At 64.7% G+C, this 25,678-nt stretch carries 24 protein-coding genes and 1 pseudogene; 11 read left to right on the forward strand and 14 right to left on the reverse strand.

The features are described from left to right. From ACIA48_RS08685 to fabG, 3 genes are read right to left on the reverse strand one after another with little or no spacing between them, the layout of a single operon-like run. Positions 1-1,194, reverse strand: a complete 1,194-nt coding sequence (locus ACIA48_RS08685; protein WP_396729750.1) for an acyl-CoA dehydrogenase family protein — start codon at positions 1,192-1,194, stop codon at positions 1-3. After that, complete coding sequence (locus ACIA48_RS08690) at positions 1,191-2,411, reverse strand: acetyl-CoA C-acetyltransferase (RefSeq protein WP_396729752.1); 1,221 nt, start codon at positions 2,409-2,411, stop codon at positions 1,191-1,193. Before ACIA48_RS08690 ends, ACIA48_RS08685 begins: the two co-directional genes overlap by 4 nt. Beyond that, positions 2,408-3,145 (reverse strand): 3-oxoacyl-ACP reductase FabG, encoded by a 738-nt coding sequence (fabG, locus tag ACIA48_RS08695; RefSeq protein ID WP_396729754.1) that lies wholly within the window; start codon positions 3,143-3,145, stop codon positions 2,408-2,410. The genes ACIA48_RS08690 and fabG overlap by 4 nt, the downstream gene beginning before the upstream one ends. Positions 3,146-3,256: 111 nt before the next feature. Between fabG and ACIA48_RS08700 the strand changes: the two genes are divergently transcribed. After that, complete coding sequence (locus ACIA48_RS08700) at positions 3,257-4,429, forward strand: acyl-CoA dehydrogenase family protein (protein ID WP_396729756.1); 1,173 nt, start codon at positions 3,257-3,259, stop codon at positions 4,427-4,429. Beyond that, the gene (locus ACIA48_RS08705) at positions 4,426-5,253 is read left to right on the forward strand and encodes a mycofactocin-coupled SDR family oxidoreductase (protein WP_396729758.1); all 828 of its coding nucleotides are present in this window, start codon (positions 4,426-4,428) and stop codon (positions 5,251-5,253) included. The genes ACIA48_RS08700 and ACIA48_RS08705 overlap by 4 nt, the downstream gene beginning before the upstream one ends. A 13-nt stretch (positions 5,254-5,266) precedes the next feature. Here the strand turns inward: ACIA48_RS08705 and ACIA48_RS08710 are convergent, their stop codons facing one another. The 5 genes and pseudogenes from ACIA48_RS08710 to ACIA48_RS08730 all read right to left on the reverse strand — a co-directional run bounded on the left by ACIA48_RS08710 (position 5,267) and on the right by ACIA48_RS08730 (position 10,043). Then, the gene (locus ACIA48_RS08710; RefSeq protein ID WP_396729760.1) at positions 5,267-5,719 is read right to left on the reverse strand and encodes a MaoC family dehydratase; all 453 of its coding nucleotides are present in this window, start codon (positions 5,717-5,719) and stop codon (positions 5,267-5,269) included. An 11-nt stretch (positions 5,720-5,730) separates the two neighbouring features. Continuing rightward, a pseudogene (locus ACIA48_RS08715) lies at positions 5,731-5,847 on the reverse strand (formyltetrahydrofolate deformylase); the annotation flags it as partial. Between the two features lie 25 nt (positions 5,848-5,872). Continuing rightward, positions 5,873-6,694, reverse strand: a complete 822-nt coding sequence (locus tag ACIA48_RS08720) for a GGDEF domain-containing protein (RefSeq protein WP_396729763.1) — start codon at positions 6,692-6,694, stop codon at positions 5,873-5,875. Between the two features lie 552 nt (positions 6,695-7,246). After that, a complete protein-coding gene (locus ACIA48_RS08725) occupies positions 7,247-8,734 on the reverse strand; it encodes an MFS transporter (RefSeq protein ID WP_396729765.1) in 1,488 nt (495 codons plus the stop codon). 148 nt (positions 8,735-8,882) lie between these two features. Continuing rightward, entirely contained in the window at positions 8,883-10,043 is a 1,161-nt protein-coding gene (locus ACIA48_RS08730; RefSeq protein WP_396729767.1) for a beta-ketoacyl synthase N-terminal-like domain-containing protein, read from the reverse strand. A 169-nt stretch (positions 10,044-10,212) separates the two neighbouring features. Here ACIA48_RS08730 and ACIA48_RS08735 point away from each other — a divergent pair, with 169 nt between their 5' ends. The 4 genes from ACIA48_RS08735 to ACIA48_RS08750 all read left to right on the forward strand — a co-directional run bounded on the left by ACIA48_RS08735 (position 10,213) and on the right by ACIA48_RS08750 (position 15,276). Further along, positions 10,213-11,844, forward strand: a complete 1,632-nt coding sequence (locus ACIA48_RS08735) for a diguanylate cyclase domain-containing protein (RefSeq protein WP_396729769.1) — start codon at positions 10,213-10,215, stop codon at positions 11,842-11,844. Positions 11,845-11,929: 85 nt separating this feature from the next. Continuing rightward, on the forward strand, positions 11,930-13,162 hold the full coding sequence (locus tag ACIA48_RS08740; protein ID WP_396729771.1) for an acyl-CoA dehydrogenase family protein: 1,233 nt from the start codon (positions 11,930-11,932) through the stop codon (positions 13,160-13,162). A 13-nt stretch (positions 13,163-13,175) separates the two neighbouring features. After that, positions 13,176-14,300, forward strand: coding sequence for an acyl-CoA dehydrogenase family protein (locus ACIA48_RS08745; RefSeq protein WP_396729773.1), 1,125 nt, complete (start codon positions 13,176-13,178; stop codon positions 14,298-14,300). Between the two features lie 85 nt (positions 14,301-14,385). Continuing rightward, positions 14,386-15,276 carry a DMT family transporter gene (locus tag ACIA48_RS08750; RefSeq protein ID WP_396729775.1) on the forward strand — a complete coding sequence of 297 codons (891 nt, stop codon included), beginning with the start codon at positions 14,386-14,388 and terminating at the stop codon, positions 15,274-15,276. A gap of 1 nt (position 15,277) precedes the next feature. On the opposite strand, the gene ACIA48_RS08755 is transcribed toward ACIA48_RS08750, so the two are convergent. After that, positions 15,278-15,904, reverse strand: coding sequence for a TetR/AcrR family transcriptional regulator (locus ACIA48_RS08755; RefSeq protein ID WP_396729777.1), 627 nt, complete (start codon positions 15,902-15,904; stop codon positions 15,278-15,280). Further along, positions 15,901-16,473 (reverse strand): TetR/AcrR family transcriptional regulator, encoded by a 573-nt coding sequence (locus ACIA48_RS08760; RefSeq protein WP_396729778.1) that lies wholly within the window; start codon positions 16,471-16,473, stop codon positions 15,901-15,903. The genes ACIA48_RS08755 and ACIA48_RS08760 overlap by 4 nt, the downstream gene beginning before the upstream one ends. A gap of 163 nt (positions 16,474-16,636) precedes the next feature. On the opposite strand from ACIA48_RS08760, the gene ACIA48_RS08765 reads away from it, so the two are divergent. Continuing rightward, positions 16,637-17,854 carry a cytochrome P450 gene (locus ACIA48_RS08765; RefSeq protein ID WP_396729780.1) on the forward strand — a complete coding sequence of 406 codons (1,218 nt, stop codon included), beginning with the start codon at positions 16,637-16,639 and terminating at the stop codon, positions 17,852-17,854. Between the two features lie 3 nt (positions 17,855-17,857). Here ACIA48_RS08765 and ACIA48_RS08770 read toward each other — a convergent pair whose 3' ends face one another. Next, a complete protein-coding gene (locus tag ACIA48_RS08770; RefSeq protein ID WP_396729782.1) occupies positions 17,858-18,934 on the reverse strand; it encodes a dihydrodipicolinate reductase in 1,077 nt (358 codons plus the stop codon). Next, the gene (locus ACIA48_RS08775) at positions 18,931-19,965 is read right to left on the reverse strand and encodes a Rieske 2Fe-2S domain-containing protein (RefSeq protein WP_396729785.1); all 1,035 of its coding nucleotides are present in this window, start codon (positions 19,963-19,965) and stop codon (positions 18,931-18,933) included. Before ACIA48_RS08775 ends, ACIA48_RS08770 begins: the two co-directional genes overlap by 4 nt. Before the next feature lie 72 nt (positions 19,966-20,037). Between ACIA48_RS08775 and ACIA48_RS08780 the strand changes: the two genes are divergently transcribed. Beyond that, positions 20,038-20,955: an NAD(P)H-dependent flavin oxidoreductase gene (locus ACIA48_RS08780; RefSeq protein ID WP_396729788.1), complete on the forward strand. Its 918-nt coding sequence runs from the start codon at positions 20,038-20,040 to the stop codon at positions 20,953-20,955. Here ACIA48_RS08780 and ACIA48_RS08785 read toward each other — a convergent pair. Next, entirely contained in the window at positions 20,952-22,388 is a 1,437-nt protein-coding gene (locus tag ACIA48_RS08785; protein ID WP_396729790.1) for a hypothetical protein, read from the reverse strand. The genes ACIA48_RS08780 and ACIA48_RS08785 overlap by 4 nt on opposite strands. Before the next feature lie 488 nt (positions 22,389-22,876). Here ACIA48_RS08785 and ACIA48_RS08790 point away from each other — a divergent pair, with 488 nt between their 5' ends. After that, positions 22,877-24,118: an NAD(P)/FAD-dependent oxidoreductase gene (locus ACIA48_RS08790; protein WP_396729792.1), complete on the forward strand. Its 1,242-nt coding sequence runs from the start codon at positions 22,877-22,879 to the stop codon at positions 24,116-24,118. Between the two features lie 6 nt (positions 24,119-24,124). Here the strand turns inward: ACIA48_RS08790 and ACIA48_RS08795 are convergent, their stop codons facing one another. Beyond that, on the reverse strand, positions 24,125-24,391 hold the full coding sequence (locus tag ACIA48_RS08795; protein ID WP_396729794.1) for a YdeI/OmpD-associated family protein: 267 nt from the start codon (positions 24,389-24,391) through the stop codon (positions 24,125-24,127). A gap of 132 nt (positions 24,392-24,523) precedes the next feature. Here ACIA48_RS08795 and ACIA48_RS08800 point away from each other — a divergent pair, with 132 nt between their 5' ends. Then, positions 24,524-25,438 carry an SPFH domain-containing protein gene (locus ACIA48_RS08800; protein WP_396729796.1) on the forward strand — a complete coding sequence of 305 codons (915 nt, stop codon included), beginning with the start codon at positions 24,524-24,526 and terminating at the stop codon, positions 25,436-25,438. 50 nt (positions 25,439-25,488) lie between these two features. After that, the gene (locus ACIA48_RS08805; protein WP_396729798.1) at positions 25,489-25,677 is read left to right on the forward strand and encodes a helix-hairpin-helix domain-containing protein; all 189 of its coding nucleotides are present in this window, start codon (positions 25,489-25,491) and stop codon (positions 25,675-25,677) included. Position 25,678: the final 1 nt, after the last annotated feature.

Raw genomic sequence — 25,678 nt, forward strand, 5'->3', positions numbered from 1 at the left:
TCAGATCCGGTAGTCGGCGAGCAGACGCTTGCTGATGATGTTCTTCTGGATCTCGCTGGTGCCCTCGCCGATCAACAGGAACGGTGCGTCGCGCATCAGGCGCTCGATCTCGTACTCCTTGGAGTAGCCATAGCCGCCGTGGATCCTGAAGCTCTGCTGGGTCACTTCCGAGCAGAACTCGCTCGCAAGGTATTTCGCCATTCCCGCCGCGACGTCGTTGCGTTCGCCGGAATCTTTCAGCCGGGCGGCGTTGACCATCATCAGATGTGCCGCCTCGACTTTGGTCGCCATCTCCGCCAACTGGAAGGCGATCGCCTGGTGTTCTGCGATCGGTTTCCCGAACGTCTGCCGCTGCTGCGCGTACTTCACGGCGAGCTCGAAGGCGCGGATACCCACTCCGCAAGCCCTGGCCGACACGTTGACACGGCCGACCTCGATCCCGTCCATCATCTGGAAGAAGCCCTGGCCAGGCGCCTCACCGAGGACGTCGCCGGCCTGTGCGACGTACCCGTCGAAGATCAGCTCCGTGGTGTCGATTCCCTTGTAGCCGAGCTTGTCGATCTTCCCGGGGATCGTCAGCCCCGGCGCGACTTCACCGAAGCCCGTAGGCTTTTCGATCAGAAACGCAGTCAGGTTGCGGTGCGGTTTGTCGGCACCCTCGTCGGTGCGGACCAGCGTCGCGACCAGAGTCGAGCTACCACCGTTGGTGAGCCACATCTTCTGACCGTCGATCGTGTACGTACCGTCGTCGTTGCGTTTACCCCGGGTGCGGATCGCCGCGACGTCGGAACCGAGTTCGGGTTCGGACATCGAGAACGCGCCGCGCGTCTCGCCGGTTGCCATCCGCGGCAGGTAGTGCTGCTTCTGCGCATCGGTGCCGTGCTGGCGGATCATGTACGCCACGATGAAGTGGGTGTTGATGACGCCGGAGACGCTCATCCAGCCACGGGCGAGTTCCTCCACGCACAACGCGTACGTCAGCAGCGACTCTCCGAGGCCGCCGTACTCCTCGGGAATCATCAACCCGAACAGACCCATCTCCCGCATCTGGTCGACGATGGCCTGCGGGTAGGTGTCCGCATGCTCGAGTTCCTGGGCGGCCGGAATGATCTCCTTGTCGACGAATTGCCGTACGTTGGCGACGATCTCGGTCTGGAACTCGGTCAGACCGAGCGTCTGGGCGATCTTCGTCATGCGCTGCCCACCCTCTCGAACACCGCGGCCAAGCCCTGCCCGCCGCCGATGCACATCGTTTCCAATCCATACCGCGCGCCGCGGCGGTTCATCTCACGTGCGAGCGTCGCCAGCATTCGCCCACCCGTCGCACCGACCGGGTGGCCCAGCGAGATTCCTGAACCGTGCACGTTGGTCCGGTCGTGGTCGGCGGCGGTGAACTCCCACGCGCGCATGCACGCCAACGCCTGCGCCGCGAACGCCTCATTGAGTTCGATGAGGTCGATGTCGCGCAGCGACAGTCCCGACTTGGCGAGTGCCGCTTCGGTCGCGGGTACGGGCCCAATGCCCATGATGCTGGGCGCCACGCCCGCCGATCCCCACGACACCAGCCGAACCAGCGGTGTGAGGCCGAGCTCGGCGGCCTTCTCGGGGGTGGTCACGATGCACATGGATGCGGCGTCGTTCTGCCCGCTGGCGTTGCCCGCTGTGACGGTCGCCTCGGGGTCGCTTTTCAGCAGAACGGGTTTCAGCTTCGCCAGCGATTCCACGGTGGTGTCGGCGCGGGGATGTTCGTCGGTGTCGATCAGTTCGTCACCCTGACGGGTGGAAACGGTGACGGGGATGATCTCCTCGGCGAGGATGCCGTCCTTCTGCGCGGCGACCGCCCGCTGATGCGACGTCACAGCCAACTCGTCCTGTTCCTGTCTGGAGATGGAGTACTGCTTGCGCAGGTTCTCCGCGGTCTCCAGCATGCCGCCGGGCACTGGGTAGTGCTTGCCGCCCGCGGTGGTGCGCCCGCGGGCCAGCGCGTCGTGCACCTGCACTCCGGACCGGGCTCCGCCCCAACGCATGTCGGTCGAGTAGAAGGTGACGTTGCTCATGCTCTCGGCACCGCCCGCGACGACGAGGTCGTTGTCACCGTTGGCGACCTGGAGGCACGCCTGGATCACCGCCTGCAGTCCCGAGCCGCATCTGCGGTCGACCTGCATACCGGGCACGGTCACCGGCAGACCGGAATCAAGTGCGACGACGCGTCCTATCGCGGGTGCCTCGCTACTCGGATAGCAGTGCCCGAGAATGACGTCTTGTACTGCGGCGGGCTCGATTCCGGTGCGTTCGAGCAGCCCGGTGAGCGCCGCGACCCCGAGGTCAACGGCGGTCAGCGATTTGAACATGCCGCCGTAACGGCCGATCGGTGTGCGTACCGGTTCACAGATCACGGCCTCGCGACTCATACGTGCCTTCCCCCGGTCACCTCGAGAACGGTGCCGGTCATGTACGACGAAAGATCGCTGGCGAGGAACAACGCAACCTTGGCGACCTCGGCGGGTTCGCCGGCGCGGCCCATCGGCACCTCCGCCAGCTTCTGGTCCCAAATATGTTGTGGCATAGCCTCGGTCATTGCGGATCTGATGAGACCCGGTTGGATCGCGTTGACCCGCACTCCGAGATGGGCCAGTTCCTTGCCCGCGGCCTTCGTCATACCGACGATGCCCGCCTTGGCCGCCGAGTAGTTGGTCTGCCCGATCAAGCCGACCTTGCCCGAGATCGACGACATGTTGACGATCGCGCCGCGCTTGTTCTCGCGCATGATCGCCGCGGCGGCTTTCATTCCGTTCCAGGTGCCTTTCAGATGCACGTCGATGACCTGATCGAATTGCTCCTCGGTCATCTTGCGAAGCGTTGCGTCGCGGGTGATTCCGGCGTTGTTGACCATGATGTCGAGTCCGCCGAATTCGACGGCGGCGGCGACAAGCGCATCCACCTCATCCGACTTCGTCACATCGCAACGGACGGCGAGCGCATGCTGCTCTCCCCCGAGTTGTTCCGCCGCGGCCTCGGTGGCGCCGAGGTCCAGATCACCGAGCACGACGCGCGCGCCCTCGGCGATGAACTGCTCCGCGATCGCGTACCCGAGGCCCTGCGCGCCTCCAGTGACGACGGCGGTCTGACCGGTCAGCAACGACACCTGATCACCCCTCTTAGCTGGTCGGGCCCTAAACGGGGCCCCGTCAGAGGGACATCATATTTCATATATGATTTCCCCGGCTACCACACTCCCCGCCGAAGAGGAGCATCGATGACGACGTCCGAAGTCAGCGACGAGGACTTTCAGGAGATCCTGGCGCAGACACGCACCTTCGTCCGCACCGCGGTCGTCCCGCGCGAACAGGAAATCCTTGCCGGCGACTGCGTACCCGACGATCTGCGCGACCAAGCCAAGAAGATGGGCCTGTTCGGCTACGCGATCCCCCAGGAATGGGGCGGGCTCGGACTGAACCTCGCGCAGGACGTCGAGCTGGCCATGGAATTGGGCTACACCTCGCTGGCGCTGCGATCGATGTTCGGCACCAACAACGGCATCGCCGGACAGGTTCTCGTCGGGTTCGGGACCGATGAGCAGAAAGCGCAGTGGCTCGAGCCAATGGCCACCGGCGAGGTCGTCGCCTCCTTCGCGCTGACCGAACCGGGCGCCGGGTCGAATCCGTCCGGACTTCGGACGAAGGCCGTTCGCGACGGAGACGACTGGATCATCAACGGCCAGAAGCGCTTCATCACCAACGCCCCGACGGCGAACCTCTTCATCGTGTTCGCGCGCACCCGCCCCGCGGACGACGACGGCGCGGGCATCGCGGTGTTCCTGGTGCCTGCCGACGCGGCCGGTGTGGTGGTCGGCGCCAAGGACGCCAAGATGGGCCAGGAGGGTGCGTGGACGTCCGACGTCAGCTTCGACGACGTGCGCGTGCCAGCCTCGGCGCTCATCGGCGGCAGCGAGGACATCGGATACCGGGCCGCGATGATCTCGTTGGCGCGCGGCCGCGTCCACATCGCCGCGCTTGCCGTCGGCACCGCGCAGCGCGCGCTCGACGAATCGGTCGCCTATGCGGCGACAGCCACCCAGGGCGGCACACCGATCGGCAACTTCCAGCTCGTGCAGGCGATGATCGCCGATCAACAAACCGGAGTGCTGGCCGGACGGGCCCTGGTGCGCGACACCGCGCGGGCGTGGGTCAGCGGAGAAGATCAGCGGATCGCACCATCCGCGGCGAAACTGTTCTGCACCGAAATGGTCGGCCAGGTAGCCGATCTCGCGGTTCAGGTCCACGGCGGCAGCGGCTACATGCGCGAAGTGCCCGTCGAACGCATCTATCGCGACGTCCGTCTGCTACGACTCTACGAAGGCACCAGCGAGATCCAGCGACTCATCATCGGGGCGAACCTCGTCAAAACGGCACAAAGGGAGAGCAAATGAGCGGTCGTCTCACCGGCAGAGTGGCATTCATCACCGGAGCGGCGCGAGGCCAGGGCCGCGCACATGCGATCCGCATGGCCGACGAAGGTGCCGACATCATCGCCGTCGACGTCGCGGGTGCGCTGCCTCCATCTGTGCCGTACCCCGCGGCCACACCGGAGGACCTCGCCGAAACGACGCGACTCGTCGAAGCCACCGGACGGCGGATCCTGTCCTACGCCGTCGACACCCGCGACCACGAAGGCCTGCGCAAGGTCGTCGACGAGGGTGTCGCCGAACTGGGCCGTCTCGACGTCATCGTCGCCAACGCGGGGATCACAGCCCCGCATGCCTGGAACGAGATCACCCCTGACGAATGGCGAGATGTCATCGACGTCAACCTCACCGGCACCTGGAACACGGTGATGGCCGGAGCCCAGCACATCGTCGACGGCGGCCGCGGCGGATCGATCATCCTGATCAGCTCCGCGGCCGGAGTCAAGTTCCAGCCCTTCATGATTCACTACACGGCGAGCAAGCACGCCGTCACGGGAATGGCACGGGCATTCGCTGCCGAACTCGGCACGCACTCGATCCGTGTCAACAGCGTGCACCCCGGCCCCGTCGTCACCGAGATGGGTTCGCCAGAGATGGTCGAGGCGATCGCCAAGGCCGCCGAGATCGTCGGCAACAACGCACTGCTGAACGTGCTTACGCCGTTCCTGCCGGCCTGGGTCGCCCAGCCCGAGGACATTGCCGACGCCGTCTGCTGGCTGGCCAGCGACGAGTCCAAAATGGTGACGGCGCAGGCGATATCGGTCGACCAGGGCTCAACGCAGTTCTGAAGCCTCGCGAGGTTTATGCCAGGAAGCGGACGATCGATTCCGCCACGGCGGCAGGCTTCTCCGAGCCCTCGATCTCCACTGTCGTCGTCATCGTCGCCTGTGCCCCGCCGTCGAGCTGATCGACCTTCGTGAGCTCGGCGCGCGCACGGATCTTGGCGCCCACCTTGACCGGCGTGATGAAGCGAACCTTGTTGTAGCCGTAGTTGATTGCCATCGTGATGTTCTCGACGGTGTACAGCTGGTGCGAGAAGTGCGGAATCAGTGACAGCGTCAGCAATCCGTGCGCGATCGTTCCGCCGAACGGGCCATCGGCCGCACGTTCGGGGTTGACGTGGATCCACTGATGGTCGTCGGTGGCGTCGGCGAAGGTGTTGACACGATCCTGCGTGACCTCGAGCCACTCCGTCGGACCGAGCTGGCTGCCTTGCGCCGCGACCAACTCATCGAGCCCACTAAAGGTTTTCACTGTCGCTCCTCTTAGAAGATCACTGTGCGATTGCCGTATTGGATGGTCCCGTCCTCACAGTGCCACAACACCGCAGGTGACAATACGAGGCCTTCCACATCCGAACCCAGCCGCACCAGGTCCTGAACGTCTACGGGCAAGGGGAAGTGCCTGTCAGGCTGATTCTTCGGATTCCCAAAAGCCGCCCGCCGGTCGATCCAGGACAGTGAGCGAGGGCGATAGCACCTGCTGCACCCGATTTCCGCCGCCTCGGCGCGCTTCACGCATGGCCGTATTGGCCACATCGAGCAACTCATCGAGGACGTCGTACGGCGGATGACCCGCCAGCGGGCTCAGCGGAGTGCTCACCACGCCGATGCTGGCGGTCAGCCGACTGGGCGACGTCGCCACCGTAGCCCGCACACGCTCCGCGAACGGGGAAGGATCGTCGTCGGTGAGTATGTCGGCGATATAGAACTCGGCATCCGCCACGTGAGCGAGCACCGCGACGCGGCGGACCGTTTCGCGCAACTGCTGGCCGACGGCCACTCGCGCCCGGTTCGCCGCACCCACACCGGCCATATCCTGCAGGAGCGAGAAGCTGTCGAGATTCACCACGGCCACCGCCAGGAATCTGTCATCGCCGCGGGCTCGCGAACTCATGAGCGTCGCGACCTTCTCGGCGAATGCATCTCGGGTGAGCAGGCTGGTCAGCGGCTCGACGTCGTCCTCGAGAAGTCCCTCGTTGCTGATCGACCGCAACAGCGTCCGGCACGCAAACACCCCGAACACGTTGACTCCGACGATAAGAAGTACGCCACAGATAGCCAGCACGACATCGGTCGCAGCCAGCCGCGCTCCCAGAATGACGATTGTCGCGGTGGCGACCACCCACATGAACACCAGCAGGCGAATCGAATGGAACAGCGAGATGAAACCGCCCAGGACGGCAAACGCGGTTGATCCCAGCAGACCGACCAAGGGATCGGTCTGCACCAAGCTGGCAGCCGCGATGCAGATGGCACCGGTAACGACGCACGTTTCCGACGCGACCCGTGAGGGCCAACAATTTCTCAACCACACCGCGGCCATCACGAGGCAGCACACCGCGACGCCACTGGCCACTGCCCGGCCCAATAATCCAGAGGGGCCGACGGGACTCATCATCAGAAGCGAGGGAATAGCGCCGCCCGCGATAATCACGACGGCGATCACTCGACACGTTCTTGCTTGCGCACCCCGCGCCGCTAGAAACGCTGTGAGCCAGTAGTAGTGATCGCGGCTGCGTTCTTTGCGCCCGCCTGTGGTCAGCACCGGTCACCCCTCATGGATGACACCCGGGACCACGGCATTGGCCAATGTTAACGCCTCGCGAACAGTCGTGAGGGTCGTAGCTGACGAAGATTACGTGCACCTCACGACCATCCTGAGTTGGCGCAAATTCGCCGCGTTGCCTGGTTTGGTTCGGCCCGGGGAAAGAGCCACTCCAGCAAGGGGAAACAGCCGCGTTCCGCCGCTTGCTAGATGTGCGCACAGACACTGATTGCATCAATGCGTTAACCGTCCGCTACGCAAGATGATCGCCGTCAAAATTGCCCCGATGAGAAACAGCACACTCGCGATGTGAAAAGCCACGGTATAGCCGTGGATCGCGCCCGCCGCCGCGACAGCGGGTGTCGGCGGTTGGTGGTGGTGAATGTAGCGGTCCAGCACTGTCGTGAAGATCGTCGACAACGCCGCAGTGCCGACCGTTCCGCCGATCTGCTGACTGGTGTTGACCATGGCCGACGCGACACCGGCGTCCTCCGTGGCGACTCCGCTCGTCGCGGTGGCCACCGCCGGCGAGAACGCCATGCCCATGCCGAGACCCAGCAGGATAATCGGGCCGAGAATCTCGCGGGTATAGGTCGCATCGACACCGAGCCGGCCGAGCCACGCCATACCTGCTGCCGCCACGACCATGCCGGTCGGGATGATCGGCCGTGGCCCCACGCGGCGCATCAACACAGTGTTCGCCAAAGCGGCGGCCAGGCCGATGCCGGCGGCCATCGGCAGGAACGCCACGCCGGTGGCAAGCGGGCTGTAGAGCAGATCGCGCTGCATGAAGTACGTGAGAAACAGGAACGCCGCGAACATCGCGCAGAAGGTGACGGCAATGGTCAGGTAAGCGCCACCGCGGTTGCGATCGGCGACGATCTGAAGAGGTAATAGCGGCGCTTGTACCCGCATTTCGACGACGACGAACGCCAGGATCAGAACCGCTGACGCGGCGAGCATTGCGACGGTCAGCGGCGCGGTCCAACCGTCCGTTTCGGCAGTTGACAATCCGTAGACCAGACAGAACAGGCCTCCGCTCGCGCATATCGCACCGGGCCAGTCGAGCCCGACCCGGCGCTGTCGCGGCGCGGCTCTCACGACGAAGAACGCACCGATCGCAGCGGGTAGCGCCAATGCGATGTTGATGTACAGGCACCACCGCCAGGACAGCCATTCCGTCACCGCACCGCCGAGCAGCAATCCGACGACGGCGCCGCTGGCCGCGATCGCCGAGAACACGGCGAATGCCCTTGCGCGATCCTCAGGTTCGGTAAACGTGATGTTCAGGGTGGACAGCGCCGCCGGGGCGAGAATCGCGGCGAACACGCCTTGGCCCGCTCGCGCGGCGATCAGGATCGCAAACCCACCGGCGGCACCACCCGCAGCCGACGCCGCCGCGAATCCGAGCAGTCCGATGATCAGCGTCCGGCGAACACCCACGCGGTCGGACAATCGGCCCCCGAGTAGCAGCAGGCTGCCGAAGGCCAGCGAGTAGGCCGTGATCACCCACTGCCGGCTCGCGATATCGAACCCGAGATCGTCCTGAGCAGACGGCAGAGCGATGTTCACGATGGTGATGTCCAGGACGACCATGAGCTGCGCCGCCCCGATGACGCCAAGAACCGACCACCTCCGAGTGGGTACCGAAGCTGCTGCCGGCTCCGACCCGCGTCGTGGCGGCCGCCATTCATCGGGACGACCGGAAAGTCGATGAGTCATGTTCTCCCTGTCGGCTGGCGGCGCAGAACGCCCGCGTCCGCGCTCATCCGACGACTGAGCTCGTGTCCCCTTGAGTGCCCGCACGCCGCAGCCGGGCAGGCCGCAGCCTACGGGCAATCAGGAGTCGACATAGTTGATTCGGAAACTATTAGGCGGCCGGTGCAAGCACCACCGCCGAATTGTGTCCGCCCATGCCCAACGACGTTTTCAACGTGAGCGCACCGGGTTTCAGCGGTGTAGGGCCGTCCAGCAGCCGCGGATGACCTGGAGCCACCGTCGGCGGTGCGGGCACGGTCCCGTGGTCGTAACCGAGTGCGGCCGCTGCGAGTTCCACGGCTGCCGCGGCTCCCTGGCAGTGCCCGACCATCTGCTTGATCGAGTAGATGCCCGGTGCGCCACTCAGGATCTCATCGACAATCCCGGCCTCCGCGGTATCGCATTGCTGGGTGCCTGGTCCGTGAGCGTTGAGATAGGAGATCTCGTCGGTGGAGGTGTTCGCCGCACTCAAGGCGTTCCGGACGCACGCGTCGACATAGGTGCGCCCGGGGTCGACTGATGTGAGGTGGTGAGCGTCATGTGTCATGTCGCCACCGAGCATCTGGACGTAGGGCCGCTCGGCACTTCGTGACAAAACGAACGCGACGGCCGCTTCGCCCGCCGGGAACCCCCGACTGCCTTCTTGGAACGGGCGGCACGCGTCCAGTGGTTCGACGTCGACCACGCCGACACCGAGGCGCACGAAATGCTCGACGTTTTCCGGTGTCAGCGACAAATCCGTCGATACGAACACCACGTCGTCGACGAAGCCGCTGTCGAGCCACATCTTCGCGGTGATCAGCCCCGCGTTGCCCGACGAGCACATCGCCGAGACGTTCATCGCGGGCCCGTGGAAGTCGTATTCCTGCATCAACATCGACACCGGCGTCGACGGCATCAGGGTCAGGTAGTCACGAATCCTGCGGTGCGCCGCATCCTTGAGATAGAAATCGCGCCAGCCCTCGACCTCTGAAATCACCACGGCGTGCAGGAGGCCAACCCTGCGGCCTGGCACCCAGCCCCGCTCGGCTGCGTCGGTCAGGGCTTCGCGGGCGGCGCCACGCATCGCGCGCGAGAACCTGCTGAGCCCATCGAGTGGATTTCCCTCATCGGAAACCTGCGCGACCCAGGCATCCTCATCACCCCGCGAACCAAACCCACCAACCAGTTTTGCGGCAGGCTTGCCGCTCAGCAGGCCGTTCCACAGCGGCTCGGTGCCCCAGCCGTACCCCGTGACTGCACCGATTCCGGTAATGGTCATCGGTCCTACCATGATTTGTCGCCTTTCTGTTTGGACATTGCTGAGAAAGTTCCCTTTCAATTAACGCTTATTCAGCCGGAGTTGACCAGGCAAAATGTCACAGGTGGGACAGTTGGACCAGTGAGGACGCATGGGGTTAAGCTGCGTGAACCGCCAGCTAACTTTGAAGTGAGGGCCGTGGATGGCGCCCGGGGCTGACGACGCGGGCACGAGCGACGCGTCGCCCTTACCGCTCGATCCAATCGAGGAGCGGTTCCGGCGGCTGCTGGAACACAGCCCGGACCCGATGTGTGTCCACGCCGACGGGCGCGTGGTCTATGTGAATCCCGCCGGTGTCAGGGGAATTGCGGCGCAGAGCGCCGATGACCTGGTCGGCAAGATGATCACCGACTTCGTCCACCCCGACTCCATCGCACCGATGCTGGGCCGCATCGCCTCCCTTCATCAGGAGGGTGACAGCACCCCGGCGGCCGAAGCGGTGATGCTGCGCCTGGACGGCAGCCCCGTCGACGCCGAGGTCGTTTCGGTGTTGACGAGTTGGGACGGCAAACCTGCCTACCAGGTGATCTTCCGCGACCTGACGATCGAAAAGGCCGCAGAAGCCGCCTTGCGATATCAGGCTGCGCTCGTCACTCACGCCACCGACGCAATCGTCGCGACGACGTTAGCTGGCATTGTCACCAGCTGGAATCCGGCGGCCGAAGCGATTTATGGCAGGTCGGCGGCGCATGCACTTCAGCTGCCGATCAGCGAAGCGGTCGGCGCCGACGTCGATCCGGCCGCCGTGATCGCCGACGGAGGCGTCGAGCACGCGATCCATTACTCCGCCGAAGGTACGGCGCTAATCGTTCGGGTCGCCGCGGCCGCCATGGACGACGGTTACGTCCTCGTCTGCTCGGACCAAACGGCACTGCGACGCGCCGAGCGGCGGTTCCAGACCGTCGTGGACTCACTCGTCGAAGGCGTGGTGGTGCTCGACGCGGATGGTCAGCCCGAGTGGATCAATCCCGCTGCCCGCCGCATCCTCGGCCTCCCGTTCATCGGGAAGCTGCAGAGTTACGAAAACCTCTCCAAGGCGTTCCCGTTATTCGACGTCGATGGGAACGCACTCGAGGACTGGCATCCGTTCTTTGTGAGGTCACTGACCACTGGACTCGTACCTCGACACGTGATCGTCGGCTACGACCGATCCGACGGCGAGCGACGCTGGCTTTCGGTCAGCTCCCGCCTGCTCGACCCGTCGGAAACGGGCCAGCAGGCACTCCTCGCGTCATTCACCGACATCACCGACCAGCGCGACGCCCAGCTTCAGCTCAAACACCAAGCCCACCACGATTCGCTCACCGGACTTCCGAATCGCGCGTATGCCGAGGCACAGGCGACTCGGGCACTCCAGGCCGACCCGCCGACGCTGGCCGCGGTGATGTTCATCGACCTCGACAACATCAAGACCGTCAACGATGCGTTCGGCCACTACGCGGGAGACGCCGTGATCAAGACCGCCGCGCAGCGGTTGCGATCGACGCTGCGCTCCGAAGACTTGATCGCCCGCCACGGCGGTGACGAGTTCGTCGCGCTACTTTTCGGCAACGCCGACTACGCCGCACTGGAGCGCCTTGCCGAGCGCCTGCACGCCGCACTCGCCGCGCCATTGGACGTCGCAGGCATCGCGTGCAGTCTTACGGCCAGTATCGGCGTGACTGAGGTGGCGCCCGATGATCCGCGAGATGCGGCGGAGATCCTGCGTGATGCCGACGCCGCGATGTACAAGGCGAAGGTGTACCGCGCCACCACACATTTCATGTCGCCGTGAAACACGTCGGGCACCGACCGCCTTTCCTCCACTTAACTAACTAGGTTTACTCTGTCCCTAGCGTTCTGCAGACAGGGGATCAAGCATGGACCTCACGTGGTCGTCGGCCGATGCGGCCTTTCGCGACGAAGTGCGGGAATTTCTGGACGAGAAGCTGACACCGGAACTGCGCCGGGCCGGTCGCCTCATGACCAGCGTCTACGCCGATCACGAGGCGAGCATGGAGTGGCAGCGGATCCTGCATGAACGCGGCTGGGCGGCACCCGCGTGGCCCGTCGAGCATGGCGGCTGCGACTGGACCCTGACCCAGCACTACATCTTCAGCAGGGAATCCCAGCTGGCCGGAGCGCCGTCGCTATCACCGATGGGCATCCGCATGGTCGCGCACGCCCTGGTCAAATTCGGGACAGACAAGCAGAAGGACTTCTTCCTGCCCCGGATCCTCACCGGCGAGGTGTTCTTCTGCCAGGGCTACTCCGAACCGGAAGCCGGCTCCGACCTGGCGGCCCTGTCGATGGCGGCCGTCGACGACGGCGACGACCTCGTATGCACCGGAAGCAAGATCTGGACGACGCACGCCGGTGAGGCAAACTGGATGTTCGCGTTGGTGCGGACGTCGAAAACCCAGAAGAAGCAGCAGGGCATCACCTTCGTTCTCATCGACATGACGACGCCGGGCATCCAGATTCGGCCGCTCGTCATGACCTCCGGCGAGGAGGTGCAGAACCAGGTCTTCTTCGACGAGGTCCGCGTGCCCAAGGCGAACGTGCTCGGCAAGATCGACGACGGCTGGACGGTCGCCAAGTACCTGCTGGAGTTCGAGCGCGGTGGCGGCGCGTCGTCACCGGCCTTGCAGGTGATGGCCGACGAGATCGCCTCCGTTGCCGCCGATCAGCCCGGACCCGCGGGCGGTCGCCTGCTCGATGACGCCGCGTTCGCACGCAAGCTGGCCGACGCCCGGATCCGCACCGAGGTGCTCGAGATCCTCGAATATCGGGTGCTCGCCGCCGTCGCCGAAGGCAAGAATCCGGGTGTCGCGTCGTCGATGCTCAAGGTCATCGCGACCGAGTTGAGCCAAGCGCTGACCGAACTCGCGATGGAAGCGGCCGGACCGCGCGGACGGGTTTACCAACCGCACGCGACGTGTCCCGGCGGCCCGGTGACCGAATACGAGCCGCCCACCGACGGCTACGTGAGCGGTGACGAGTGGCAGGCGGTCGCGCCATTGCGGTACTTCAACGATCGCGCCGGTTCGATCTACGCCGGCAGCAACGAGATTCAGCGCAACATCTTGGCCAAAGCGGCTCTCGGACTTTGATAGGGGTCATCCGATGGACTTCAACTTGAGCAAGGAACAGGAACTGCTGCGCGACGGGCTGAGCAAGTTCCTGTCAACCAGATACGACCTCGAGAAGAGCCGCGCCGCGGCGAAGACTGGGGCCGGCTGGCAGCCCGACATTTGGCGTGGCCTCGCCAACGAACTCGGCATCCTCGGCGCCGCGCTGCCCGAGGATGTCGGCGGGATCGGCGGCGGCCCGGTCGAGATCATGGTGATCGCCGAGGCACTCGGGCATGCGCTGGCGGTGGAGCCCTACGTGGACACCGTCGTGGTGGCGGGCGGATTGCTGCACCGTGCGGGCGGGCCCGTGGCAACGTCTCTGCTCGAGAAGATCGTCGAAGGCAACGCGGTCGTCGCGCTGGCCGCGGCGGAGGCGTCGTCGGGCGAACGCTGGCAGGACGTGTCTACGACCGCAGAGCGTGACGGCGACGGTTGGGTCCTTCGCGGGTCGAAGATCGTCGCGATGAGCGCGCCGTTGGCGACGCATCTGCTCGTGACTGCCCGAACAGATAACGGGATCTCGCTGTTCGTCGTCGATTTGGAGGGGACTCCCCCGGGTATCGAGATGCATCCGTATCGCACTGTCGACGACCGGCGCGCCGCCGACATCGTCTTCGACGGCCTGCGCCTGCCGGGCGACGCGCTGCTCGGTGAGGACGGTCAGGCCTGGCCGTCGATCGCCGCGGCACGCGACGAAGGCGCGGTGGCCGTCTGCTCGGAAGCGGTGGGCGGCATGCGAAAGGTGTTGGCCGACACCGTCGAATACGCCAAACAGCGCCACCAGTTCGGACAGCCGATCGGCAGCTTCCAGGCGCTGCAGCACCGCATGGTCGACATGTACATGGAACTCGAGCAGGCTGTCGCGGCCGTCTACCTCGCAGTCCTCAACATCGAGGCCGAGGCCGAGGTGCGCTCGCGCGCGGTATCGGCAGCAAAAGCCACGATCGGGCGCGCCGCCCGCTTCATCGGTCAGCAGGCGGTGCAGCTTCACGGCGGTATGGGAATGACGGAAGAGCTTGCGATCGGCCACTACTTCAAACGGCTGACCGCGGTGCAGTTCGAGTTCGGCTCGACGGACTATCACGTGACCCGCTACGCAGAGCTCACCCGCTCCTGACGCGCGAACGTGGGTTACCCGCACACGTTCTGCGTTGAAAGTGTGCGGGTAACCCACGTTCGGCGCCGTTTCGTAGGGTGACTGCGTGAGTTCACGCGGATGGATGTTGTTCCTCGCGATGAGCATCATCTGGGGTGTCCCCTACCTGCTGATCAAGATCGCGGTTGAGGGTGTGTCGGTTCCGGTGCTGGTGTTCACGCGGGTGGCCGTCGGCGCCGCAGTCCTGCTTCCGCTGGCGTTGTCGCGGCAGACGGTGACGATCGTGCGAAATCATTGGAAGGCACTGGCGGGTTTCGCGTTCTTCGAGATCATTGCCGCGTGGTGGCTGTTGTCGGATGCCGAACGTCACCTCACCAGCTCGATGACGGGTCTGCTGATCGCGGCGGCGCCGATCATCGCCGCCGTGCTGGACCGTCTCACCGGTGGTGAGCGGCTGGGCCCCAAACGAATCCTCGGTCTTGTCGTCGGCATCGCGGGTGTCGCGGTTCTCGCGGGGCCGCACATCGGCGGCAGTAGCTGGCCGATCGTCGAGGTGCTGCTGGTGGCGACGTGTTACGCGATCGCGCCACTGATCGCCGCGCGCCATCTGGCCGACGTCCCGGCACTCCCGATGACCGCGGTGTGTCTGGGCTTCGCAGCACTGGTGTACGCGGCGCCGGCCGCCGCGACATGGCCAGCTGAAATGCCCTCGACCCAAGTGCTTTTAGCGCTCGCCGGCCTCGCCGTCATCTGCACGGCATTGGCGTTTCTCGTGTTCTTCGCCCTGATCCGCGAGGTCGGAGCCGCACGTGCGCTGGTGTTCACCTACATCAATCCTGCGGTGGCGTTGGCCGCCGGGGTGATCGTGCTGAACGAACCGCTCACATTGTGGAACATCGGCGCATTGCTACTCATCCTGATCGGGTGCGTGCTCGCTACCCGCCGCCACGAGGCTGCCGGCGTCGCTATTGAGCCGACGCAGCCTGCGCCGCGCTGAACTAGTTTTTTCGCGCCTGGTCGACGTACGCGGTGATCGCGTCGGTCAGCGCGCGCAACTCACGACTGACGTCGACCGGATCAGGCACCGCCATCGTCGCGACCATGGCGCCCATCAACGTCGTCCACACGAGATTGCCGACCGCGTCGGCGCGCTCGGGTTCGAGTCCCTCGGCGACATATCGACCAAGATCAGTGAGAGTCGCGAAGAGATCCAGCAGGTGGCGCTGGTCGACATCTGCCCGACTCGCGCGAGTTGCGATCAGAATCTCCAGTGCCGCAATCGAAGTCGGGCTGAGGAACGCCTCTGCGACCGTATTGACGAGGAGTTCGGTCCTCGCGCGCCCCACGCGCGTGCCCAATTTCGGCTCGACGTCTCGCAGTTTCGCCAACAGCTCGCTGAAGCCGCTGTCGACGACGGCCATCAGCAGGCCGTCGCGGTCACCGAAGTGGTACTGGATCACTCCCCACGTGACACCCGCGCGTTCGGTGATGTGTTTGGCACTTGCCGCGCCGAAGCCCTCCTCGAGTACGCAGCGCACGGTCTCGTCGATGACCACCGCCCGAGTGCGGTCCGCGCGAAGCTGCTTGCCGTTGGCGGGACGACGCGGTGTGACGTTGGAGGTCATGGTCGTCCAGATATTACGGCGGCAGAGGCGAACGCCGGTGAGACAAAGCGCTGCACCATCTGTCGTTCGACGACGGCGTCGTTGACGGGCCAGTACATCAGCGCAAGCACGATACGGACGATCCACTGGGCGGCTTGAGGGTCGTCCTCGGCGAGGCCGTTGATGTCACGGGCGAACCGCGCGACGACCGGAGAGTCGGTAAACCACGATATTTCCTGCGCCTTCACCGAGGTCATCATCAGCCGCCCCAGCGGATCAGAGCGAATCTCCCTGAGCGCCACCAAAATCGCGGTGACAATTCGTTCCGAACCCGTCAGATGGTCCGAGGCTTCGCGGACCGTGTCGATGATCCGGGCGGCGACGCGGATGAGGACGGCCTCACGAATTTCGTTCTTGCCGCCGGCATGGCGGTAGATCGTGGCGCGCGAGCAGTGCACTCGCGACGCGAGCGCGTCGACGTCGAACGCGTCCAGTCCCCCGCTGGCGATCATCTCGGTGGCGGCGGCATAGATACGCTCTGCAGCCGCGGTTCGGCGGTCGTCGCCCACCAGCCAGTCCGTGCGAGCCATGGAACGGATGATCTCACGTTGAGACAAAATCGATTGTGCATCTCAGGGAACCTGCTGGTACGGACTGCGGGGTGAGACAGCCCCTACGAACCCTCGCGACCTGGCGTTTCAACTTCACGCGTCGCCGTTGACGCGGTGAACACTGCACCTTCAGCCTGGAGAAATGACGGTGCAAGACGGCCAGCTTGGGCTGGCTTTGTTCGACGATGAGTACATCCAGGATCCGTATCCCCTCTACGAGCGGATGCACGCCGACGGCCAGGTACATGCAATCGGCGACTCAGGGTTCTATGCAGTCTCCGGTTGGGATGCCGTAAACGAGGTCATCGCACGGCCGGAAGATTTCTCGTCGAATCTGACCGCAACGATGACCTACGAGAACGGGAAGGTGGGCCGGTTCGCGTTCAGTGAGCTCGGCAGCGAGTTGCAAGCGCTGGCGACGGCCGATGACCCCGCCCACGCTGCCCACCGCAAGCTGCTGCTGCCGCAACTCGCCGCGCGGCGGATCAAGTCGGTTGAAGACTATGTCGGCGAGACCGAGGCCCGACTGTGGGACGAGCACGTCCACGACGGGCGTATCGAGTGGATGTCGGCGATGGCCAACCACCTGCCGATGATGATCGTCACCCGCCTCATCGGCGTCCCCGATGTGGACACCGAGCAGCTGATGCGATGGGGTTACGCCGGCACCAAAACGGTCGAGGGTCTGGTCAGCCAGGAGGAACTCAACGAGGCGGGCGTCGCTGTCATGGAGCTCGCCGTCTACATCAACGAGCACTTTCAACGGGCCGTCGACGACCCGCCGGACAATCTGCTCGGTGATCTCGCAACCGCTCGCGCCGCAGGGGATTTGACCGATGCGACTGCACTGAACATCATGGCGACGTTGTTCAGTGCCGGCGGTGAGTCCACCGCGTCGCTGATCGGGTCCGCCGCACACGTGCTGGCTTCACGGCCCGCCATCCAGCGGGAGGTTCGCGACGACCCGGATCTATTGGGAGCGTTTCTGGAGGAAGTCCTGCGCTTCGAGCCGCCCTTCCGGGGGCACTATCGGCACGTCGTCAACGACACTGCTCTTTTGGGGGTCGACCTACCCGCCGAGTCCCGCCTGGTGCTGCTGTGGGGCGCGGCGAACCGCGACCCGTCACACCTCCCCGATGCCAACGAATTTCGCCTCGACCGGCCAGGCGGCAAGGGACACATATCATTTGGTAAGGGAGCCCACTTCTGCGTGGGTGCCGCGCTCGCACGGCTGGAGGCGAGAATCGTTATCGGCCAACTCCTTGAGCGCACCTCATGGATCGATCCGGTCAACACCGGAAAGTGGCTGCCCAGCCTGCTGGTCCGCCGGCTCGAGAGGCTCGAGCTGGCCGTGAAATAGCCCTCAGAGTTTGAAGCGGCCCGCGAACCCGCGCAACGGCAGATCAGCGCTCGTGATCAGCCCCGGTGGCGCGTCGACCACCGACGAGATCGCACTCAAGGCGGGCATTCCAGTCACCGTCATGCCGATCGAAGCGAAGCTCGCCGGATCGGACAGATCAACTCCCGGCTTCGGGAAGATCATGTGCTTGTTGTACACACAGGGATCGCCTTTGATCTGAGTGATGTAGCAGCCCTTGATATCCCAACTCGGATCCGTGTGCGGAGTCATCTGCCATTCCAGGTGCGTCTCGACCCTGGGTACGCCGTCGACGATGCCCTGGTACTTGATGTAATTCCCGCCGAGCGAACCCTTCGGCAGCACGTACCAGCCGAGATCGACGTCCTTGGTGCACGCCCCCAGCTCAAAGCTGAACTTGACCTCGTCTAGTTTGAGGTCGAAGCAGTCCGCCATCATGAGGACGCTGTCCGCGAACACGCGGGTGTACTTCTCCAGCTTGGCTGGGATGCTCGGATCGTCCACGGGCAGGCCGTAACCGACCTCGATCCAGGTGTCCTTCGAGTGATGACACGAGACGTCGACGGACTCGATGGTGGTGACGTTCTCGATCTCGGCGACGTCGGCCGAGCACACGACTCCGAGGATCTGGTTCAGACCCGGATTCATCCCCGTGCCGTAGAAGGTGGATCCACCTTTCTCGCATGCCTCCCGGAGCAGCTGTGAGACAGGCTTTCCCGAGGGATGTGGATGGTTCGTGTCGCGATGCCAGCCGGTGATCCAGTCCGCGGTGGTGACGATGTTGATGCCTGCCTCGAGGACCCTGACGTAGAGATCCTCGTCGGGGAACACCCCGTGGAAGGTCAGCACGTCGGGCTTGGCGGCGATGATCTCCTCGATCGAGCCGGTCGCCGTCACCCCGTTGGGTGCCAGTCCTACAAGCTCGCCGGCGTCTTTACCGACCTTTTCCGGTGAATAGCAGTGCACACCGATCAGTTCCAGATCTGGCCGGTCGGCGATTCGCTTGATCATCTCGCTGCCGACGTTGCCCGTCGCGACCTGGAACACGCGGATTGCGCTCAATTCTTCTGCCCTCTCTCGGAAGCGGATTGGAGTTCGGCGGCGCTGCCGCCGAGGCCGTCGGGATAGAACTTCAAGGCCCACTTACGGATTGCGGTGAACCCCTCCTGCTCGGCATTCGCCAACGCGGGCGGATCCGAGTAGCGCTGGTGCTGCCAGATGTGGATGTCCTGGGTGAACTGCCGGATCACTTCGTCACCGAATTCGCGGGCCTTCAACTCAGTCCGTTCGTCGTCACGGCCCGGCGTCCGTCCGATGTACACCATGAAGCGAACGTCAGATGTGCGGTCGTCGACCGGTGTGACCGCGGAAATAGTCCGATTATCAATCATCCCAAAGCTTTTCGTCACCGCGATACCTAGACCGCCGTTGATGGCCTCGACCCTGCTCTTGACGTCCTCGATGCTCTGCCGGTCGTCGCCTTCAAACGTGATCGTGAAATCGACGTAGGAGACGTCGCCGTCGAAGTCGTGCCGGGTGAACACGGGCACGATTGGCGTCTGGTGGACGAACTTGAAGTGGGCGAAGTCGACGCCGTTCTCGAGGACGTACTGCGGGTGCAGCTCCAGCGCTTCGCGGTAGAGCCGCTGCTGCGGGTAGTAGTCGGCGGCGCTGCTGCCGTCGCCGAAACTCGCGAAGATGTCCGGCGCATCAAAATACGGATCGCGCCGTTCGATGTCGTGCCAGATGTACACGGACTCGTTGCGCTCGACGGTCGGATATGTGCGGATGCGCCTGCCCCGGTTCGGCCGGTCCTGATACGGAATGCACACGTTGCGGCCCTCGTGGTTCCACTGCCATCCGTGGAACGGGCATTGGATGACCTCGCCCTGGACATGACCACCGTGACCGAGGTGTGCGCCGAGATGCTCGCAGTACGCATCCATCACGGTGAGCTGACCGGACTCGGCCCGCCACGCGACCATCTCGGTCCCGAAGTACGTCATCCGGTGTACGTCGCCGATCTTGATCTCGTCAGACCACGCAACTTGGAACCAGCCGGTCGGCTTCATCGACAGGGGTGGCTTGGCCATTCGAAAATCATAAAACACTCAATGTAAAAATGCGACGGCGTCTGTCTGCCGCTCAGCGCGGTTTAATGGGCCGTGCCCAATCGAGTGCAGACCCTTCTCGGCGTCGACTACCCCGTCGTCCAGGCGCCGATGACGTACATCGCGCGTGCGGAACTGGCCGCGGCGGTCTCAGAGGCCGGCGGGCTGGGGATGATCGAGACGCTGACTCCCGAGGGCCGTGCGGACCTCCTACGGGTGCGCACGCTGACGGACCGCCCCGTCGCGGCCAACCTGATGATCCAGGGCTGGAAGGGCGACCCGTCCATCGTCGACACGCTGGCCGCGGCGGGTGTGCGGCACGTGTTCACCTCCGCGGGCGATCCGGCGCTGTTCACCGCCAGATTGCACGACGCGGGGATGACCGTGGTGCACGTCGTCGGATCGTTGCGTGCGGCGCTCAAAGCGGTCGACGCCGGAGTCGACGCGTTGGTCGTCGAGGGTGTCGAAGGTGGCGGCTTCAAGTCGGCGCTGGGGGCATCGACGATGGTGCTGCTACCGCTCGTCGCCGCCCATGTCGATCTGCCGATCATCGCCGCAGGCGGGATGTGCGACGCGCAGTCCGCCGCGGCATCGTTGGTCCTCGGCGCGGAAGGCGTTCAGATGGGCACGCGAATGCTGGCCAGCCGGGAGTCGTTGGTGCACAACAACTTCAAGGATGCGATTGTCGCCGCCAACGATGCGGGCACCGTATTGCTCGATATTCCGGGCAACCCTACGATGCGCGTGCTGCGCACGGGCCTGGCCGCACGGGTCGCCGAGCACGATCCGAGTGCGAAGCTGCTCGGCAAGGTCACCGAGCTCTACTTCGACGGTGATATGGATGCCAGCGTCGCGAACACCGGCCAGGTGTCATCTCGCATAGGCGATCTTCTGCCGGTGGCCGAGATCGTCCGCCAGACGTGGATCGAGATCGAAGAGGTGTTGGACGCGGCGCGATACCGCGCCGGTTAAGCGACGCTCTCGAGCAGACGCGGTCTGGTCGCGGCGTCCGCAGGAATGGCAGGGGTTGTCCGAGTCTTGCCGAGCCGCGAGGTCCGCGAGTGAAGTGCGATCAGAGAACCCGACCGAACGACACCCATCGGACCGGGACCCGCGAACCGTGCGATGCCTGATGCCCGCAACGCCAGACCTGCCTTCGCCTGGCGGTAACCGACCCTGATGCCGGCGGCGCACACGATCAGCAGACCGCCGAGGCCCGGCACGGCGATCGCGGCGAGAGCCGTCAGTGACGCGGGCACCAGGACCGAGGTGACCACGTTGTCGAGGAAGGAAGTGGTTGCGGAATCAACACCCGCCGGGGCCGGCGCCACACCGGACACAGTCATGTCGTTCTTCAAGCCGGTCGTCAAGACTCCAGCGGGGTTGGAGGCACGGATAACGGAGCCGAACAGCGGCGCCTCCGCGGTGGGGACGGCAAGCGGCGCCTGCGACGCCTCATGGCCGCGCAGCAGGACGTCGACGGGGATGCGCATCGTCGTCCCGGCAGCGCCCCCGCCGATCAGCGGCGGCTGGACGCCCCCAGGATTGACACCGAGCAAGGCGACCAGGTTCCCCGGCACCTTGGCAACCTCGACGACGGCTCCGACCACGCCGCCGACCACCACCGCCAGCGACGCGATGACGTCGGTGATCGGCGTATCGGACGACGGCAGATTTGCGAGTGTGAACCCAGCCTGCCCGAGTGCCTGCACCAACAGCGTGCCCGCGTTCGAGAACGGCACTACGACCGCCTTGGTGATCGGGTCCGGCTTGGTTTGATCCTGTCCGGTCGCGAAGGTGCTGTTGTTTCCCCCACCGAAGGGAGCGAACGAACCCTTATCACCCGCAGGTGTCGGCGCCACCGGTGCGGAATTCGATCCCGAATGCGGCGTGCCCGCGAACGACGGAGGTGAAAACGTTTGTGTCAGAGGCTTTTTCGCGACCAAGTCCGGCGTGAGGCCAAGCTCGATCTGGTCGAGATCCAACTTGGCAAAGCTGAGGTCAGGATCGTCTTTAGGTTTGGTGGACGTATTCGTCTGCGCTTGGAACGTTGAGGTCGGCCCGTCGGCCGGACCTATGGTCGTCGGCCCGGGGCCCAGACTTGTCGTCGTCGACCCCGTGGCCGAAACCGTGGTCGTCGGCCCGGTGGTGGTCGCGCCCTCGACCGAATCGTCGTCGGTCAACTGATTGCCGACGGTGCTGGTGGGACCGGTAGAGGTGGAGGAGGTCGTGGACGTGTCGTCGCCCGTGGTGGTGACCCCGGGGGTGTTGGTGGCCGCACCACCCGCGTCAGCCTGATCGGCGAAGGCGATTGCCCCTCCGCTGTTGCAGACAAGGAGGCCGATCGAAAGCGCGCAAACACCCGCCGCATTGCGCAGCTGCGTGGTGACGATGATGCCCTCCATTCAGCAAAATGACATGCTGATTCCGCAGGACATTGTCGCACAGAGATGCCTATGTGAACTAGAAATCTGACCCGCGGAACCTGGGCTGGTTCCGGCGCATCGTGCCTGCGTATGGACGCCGTGCTCGCACTCGATGTCCCTCCCACAGCGCCTGCCCGAGCGGACTCAACCGACCGCCCCACCAGCTCAGCCCCGCCACCAGCGGTTTTTCCGATTCGCCAGCTAATCGACAGCTGTCAACCATGCAGGTCAGTCCTTCATTGAAGTCGCGCGCCACCGGTCAAACATCGACACCGAAGAACTTCTTTTCGCGTAAACCTGTCCCCTTAAGTTTCGGTAGGTCGTCGCTTTACCCCCGTCAGCGGACCCCTTAATTCAAGATCGATCGTGATCGCAGTGGCGCCAACGCTATTCACAGACTGCATGTTGAGACCGGCGAGCAAATTAGCGCACTTGTCAGTTCGTCAACGGGGCCGCACGATTGTGCGGTGCCGCGCACCTCACGTGTACTCGTTCTCGGCTCCGGATTCGCCGGGCTATGGGCCGCCCTAGGAGCGGCCCGACGCCTCGACGAGCTCGGCGCTGCACAGGCAGCGGTGGAAATCACCGTCGTCAGTTCACGACCGTTTCATGACATTCGGGTCCGCAATTACGAGGCCGATCTGACTGCGTCCCGAATCCCGTTGCAGGACTTGCTCGATCCCGTCGGCATAAATCACATCACCGCCGAAGTGTCCGGTATCGACCCCGCGCGGGCCACTGTGAGCACCACGGACGGCGCGACATTGACGTACGACCGCCTGGTCGTAGCCCTCGGCAGCAGGGTCGCCAAGCCTGATCTGCCCGGACTGGCCGAGTTCGGCTTCGACGTCGATACCTACGACGGCGCGATGAGGCTGCAGGCACACCTTCGCGGGCTGGCCGACCGTGTGGCGGACCCCGCGAGCGCGACGGCAGTGGTTGTCGGCGCGGGGCTCACGGGCATCGAGACCGCCAGCGAGCTGCCGCGGATGATCTCGGATGCATTGGGGCCGGAGGCCACGCCGCGGGTGATCCTCGTCGATCACAACCCGCATGTCGGCTCGGACATGGGCGCGTCGGCTCGTCCGGTGATCGAGGACGCCCTCGCCGCCAACCAGGTCGACACGATGACGGGCGTCGGCGTCACCGCAGTCGACGAACGAAGCGTCACCCTGGCATCCGGGGAGGTGGTGGTTGCCGCAACGGTGGTGTGGTGTGCGGGAATGCGGGCCAATCCGTTGACGGCGCAACTCGGAGTGGAGTGCGACCGCCTGGGCCGACTGCCGGTCGACGACTACTTGAGGGTGAAAGGCGTCGACGGGGTATTCGCCGCAGGCGATGTGGCGATGGCACGTATGGACGACGAACACATGTCGGTGATGTCGTGTCAGCACGGTCGGCCGATGGGGCGCTACGCGGGTTACAACGTGATCGGCGATCTGCTCGGCGCGCCCATGCTGTCGTTGCGAATCCCTTGGTACGTCACCGTTCTCGACCTCGGCCCCGCCGGCGCGGTGTACACGGAAGGCTGGGATCGCCACGTCGTCAGCACCGGCGCGGAAGCCAAGGCGACCAAACAGGTGATCAACGGGGAACGCATCTATCCCCCGCTCACCGGCGATCGCGCGGCGCTGCTCGCCGCTGCCGCGCCGGAGTTGCAGGCCGCTCCCGCCTATGGGAATTGGCGGCCCGCCGCCGCAGGCGACTGACGTTCGTTATTTGCCCGTGCGCTCACGGTGTTTGCACCCCGGCCAGCAGCACGGCCGACGCTGACCTTCCTCGAGTTCCTCCTGGGTGCGGCGGATGCGCCGATCCCGGGTCTTCTCCTGTTTGGCGTCTTCGACCCAGCAGATGAACTCGTTGCGCGCCAGCGGCGTGATGTCCTTCCACGCGGCGAGCGCCGTGTCGTTGGCGATCAGCGCCTGGCGCAGGTCTGTGGGCAGCTTGTGCACCACCCCGCCGGGCACCCGCTGGCTACTCATGGGGCCACGATATCGAAGATCGCACTGAGACAGCGGGATCGCGCCAGTACAGTTCTGACGAGTCTTGTCAGGCAGCAGTGCCGGCGCCCGAACCGGCGCGGCGCCTAAAGCCACAAACGAAAGGTAGGCACCGTGAAGAAAACCGCTGTGGCCCTTGGCATTTCCATGGCTCTGCTATCCGGGTGCTCGTACGCCAGCGTCGGAGCCGGCGAGCAGGCCGTCGTCGTCGACGGCTATTGGATGATCCCTACCGATCCGGTCGTGAGAGGCTGCATCGAGCCGGAGAACTCTCAGAACGAGATCACGAACCACGTGTATCGCTATCCGGCTCGGCAAATCTCCTGGGATGCGACGGGCGATCCCGGTTCTGAGCGCGGACCCTACGTCGTGGTGTCCAACGCCAAAGCACCCGCGGACATGAACGTCCCTGTGGTGGTGACGTTCGATCTGACGACGGACTGCGAGAAGCTCAAGCAGTTCCATCGCGACTTCGGGACGAAGTACAACGGCTGGCTGAACGACGACGGCACGGTCAGCGACGGATGGGTCGAACTGCTGAACTATGTGATCGGACAACCGTTGCAGGACACGCTCAATGGTGTCGCGCAGAAGTACACATGGCAGCAGATCTGGAACGACGAACAGGCTCGCCTGGAGTTCCGCAATGCGCTCCTCACGTCGCTGCCGAACGCCAGTAAAGCGCGCACGAACGGAGTGGACTTCTTCACCAACTTCCAGGTGACGGTGCTCAAGCCGACGCCGGTCAACCCTGAATTGAAGGCCGCTATCGAGCGCGAACAGGCGGCGATTCAGAACGCGCAGGCAACACAGGCGCAGGGTGTCGCCGAGGCTGCCGCCAAGAAGGCCAAGGCGGAGGCCGACCTCGACGCGGCAATCGCCGAGACGAAGGTGGCCGAGCAGGAGGCGCTGAAGCGCGCCGCCGAGGTCAAGGGCTACCCGTCGGTCGAGGACTATCTGCGCGCCGAGGCGATCAAGCAGGGGCTCAACCCGTACCAGCCGACCTATGTTGTCCCCCAGGCAGGCTGACGCCGCGCGTCGCAAAGCCGGTTGCGTCACCGAGTGCCTATCCTCAGCGCATGGTCGACGCAACGGATCGCGGCCCAGTGTTTGACGGTCTGAAGATCGGCCGGCCCGCGACCGGCGCCCTGATTGACGCCGGATATCGCTCCGTCGCGGATCTGCCCGCGGATCTCGACGGACTGCTGGCCCTCCATGGCGTCGGCCCGAAGGCTGTGCGTGTGCTCCAGCAGGCACGGACGAGCTGAG

It is taken from the genome of Mycobacterium sp. NPDC051804 (assembly GCF_044452905.1).
In the GTDB taxonomy this organism is placed as follows: Bacteria; Actinomycetota; Actinomycetes; order Mycobacteriales; family Mycobacteriaceae; genus Mycobacterium.

Bases quoted from the DNA above. Each gene is read 5' to 3' on its own strand.
- ACIA48_RS08685 (WP_396729750.1), bottom strand. From the start codon at position 1,194: ATGACGAAGATCGCCCAGACGCTCGGTCTGACCGAGTTCCAGACCGAG.
- ACIA48_RS08690 (WP_396729752.1), bottom strand. From the start codon at position 2,411: ATGAGTCGCGAGGCCGTGATCTGTGAACCGGTACGCACACCGATCGGC.
- ACIA48_RS08700 (WP_396729756.1), top strand. From the start codon at position 3,257: ATGACGACGTCCGAAGTCAGCGACGAGGACTTTCAGGAGATCCTGGCG.
- ACIA48_RS08705 (WP_396729758.1), top strand. From the start codon at position 4,426: ATGAGCGGTCGTCTCACCGGCAGAGTGGCATTCATCACCGGAGCGGCG.
- ACIA48_RS08725 (WP_396729765.1), bottom strand. From the start codon at position 8,734: ATGACTCATCGACTTTCCGGTCGTCCCGATGAATGGCGGCCGCCACGA.
- ACIA48_RS08730 (WP_396729767.1), bottom strand. From the start codon at position 10,043: ATGGTAGGACCGATGACCATTACCGGAATCGGTGCAGTCACGGGGTAC.
- ACIA48_RS08735 (WP_396729769.1), top strand. From the start codon at position 10,213: ATGGCGCCCGGGGCTGACGACGCGGGCACGAGCGACGCGTCGCCCTTA.
- ACIA48_RS08740 (WP_396729771.1), top strand. From the start codon at position 11,930: ATGGACCTCACGTGGTCGTCGGCCGATGCGGCCTTTCGCGACGAAGTG.
- ACIA48_RS08745 (WP_396729773.1), top strand. From the start codon at position 13,176: ATGGACTTCAACTTGAGCAAGGAACAGGAACTGCTGCGCGACGGGCTG.
- ACIA48_RS08755 (WP_396729777.1), bottom strand. From the start codon at position 15,904: ATGACCTCCAACGTCACACCGCGTCGTCCCGCCAACGGCAAGCAGCTT.
- ACIA48_RS08760 (WP_396729778.1), bottom strand. From the start codon at position 16,473: ATGGCTCGCACGGACTGGCTGGTGGGCGACGACCGCCGAACCGCGGCT.
- ACIA48_RS08765 (WP_396729780.1), top strand. From the start codon at position 16,637: ATGACGGTGCAAGACGGCCAGCTTGGGCTGGCTTTGTTCGACGATGAG.
- ACIA48_RS08775 (WP_396729785.1), bottom strand. From the start codon at position 19,965: ATGGCCAAGCCACCCCTGTCGATGAAGCCGACCGGCTGGTTCCAAGTT.
- ACIA48_RS08785 (WP_396729790.1), bottom strand. From the start codon at position 22,388: ATGGAGGGCATCATCGTCACCACGCAGCTGCGCAATGCGGCGGGTGTT.
- ACIA48_RS08795 (WP_396729794.1), bottom strand. From the start codon at position 24,391: ATGAGTAGCCAGCGGGTGCCCGGCGGGGTGGTGCACAAGCTGCCCACA.
- ACIA48_RS08805 (WP_396729798.1), top strand. From the start codon at position 25,489: ATGGTCGACGCAACGGATCGCGGCCCAGTGTTTGACGGTCTGAAGATC.